The sequence below is a fragment of the Psychromarinibacter sediminicola genome, assembly GCF_029168335.1.
GTDB lineage: Bacteria > Pseudomonadota > Alphaproteobacteria > Rhodobacterales > Rhodobacteraceae > Psychromarinibacter > Psychromarinibacter sediminicola.
The window spans coordinates 1-884 of record NZ_JARGYC010000211.1; the positions used below are offsets into that span (position 1 = coordinate 1).

Genomic DNA, 884 nt, shown 5'->3' on the forward strand with positions numbered 1-884 from the left:
TACACCACCCCGTGGGGCACTACCCTCGGGCTTGTGCCGCGACAAATGACGACCGGCGGCAAGCCGCGGTTGCTCGACATTACCAAGAGAGGGAACAGATACCTGCGCATGCTGCTGATCCACGGTGCGCGCGCCGCGATGCCAAGCCTCTCGAAGCAGTCGACACCGCTTGGAAAATGGCTGCGCGGCCTGCTCGCGAGGGCGCATCGTAACGTCGCGATCGTGGCACTGGCGGCGAAGCTCGCGCGGATCGCATGGGCGAGCCTGCGGCGCGGCGTGCGCTTCGAGCCATCCGCCCCGGTGGCCGCGACGGTTTAGGCGAAGTAGCCGGTCGCGGCGCCACGCATCAGCGGCTGTGCCGTGTACCGATGAGGTTGGCGATCGGAGGTTGATGGCCGGAAGGGTCGAACGCCCGCGTTCTTGGAAGCCTGGTACAAAAAACGGCGCATCGATGCCGGGTCTTTTATGAGGACCAGGACGCGCGGATCTCCATCATGGCGACGGCCAATGTGCCGCTATGCCGGATACGTTTGTGCACGACCGAGCCGAGCCAGCAGAAACCGACTTGCCAACGGGGCGGGCCATACGTTTTTGTACGTATAACCCAGCTTCGACAGCAGGTCGGCAATCGAGGAATGATGCACCGTAACCCCTTCGGCCTCGGCCAGCGCATCGCGCAATTCAAACAGTGTGATGTCGGGGTCCTGCGTGACCAGTTCCTCGAAAAACCCGCTGTAAGGGGATAGCTTGCCGCTGCCTTTCGGGCGGCCCTGCGGCCCGGGAGCCGCCTGGCCCTTGATACGCACCGACCGCGCCCATCGCGTGCCGGTCGAGGCCGACAGCTTGAGCCGCGACGCCGCCGCGCGCCCGCTCAACCCTTCTTC

Annotated in this window: 2 protein-coding genes; one reads left to right on the forward strand and one right to left on the reverse strand. The window is 65.2% G+C overall.

Translation table 11 applies throughout. The features are described from left to right. The coding region (locus tag P1J78_RS25010) for a transposase (protein ID WP_275570082.1) at positions 1-318 on the forward strand (318 nt) is incomplete at its 5' end. A gap of 197 nt (positions 319-515) precedes the next feature. Here P1J78_RS25010 and P1J78_RS25015 read toward each other — a convergent pair. Continuing rightward, the coding region (locus tag P1J78_RS25015) for a helix-turn-helix domain-containing protein (RefSeq protein WP_374213429.1) at positions 516-884 on the reverse strand (369 nt) is incomplete at its 5' end.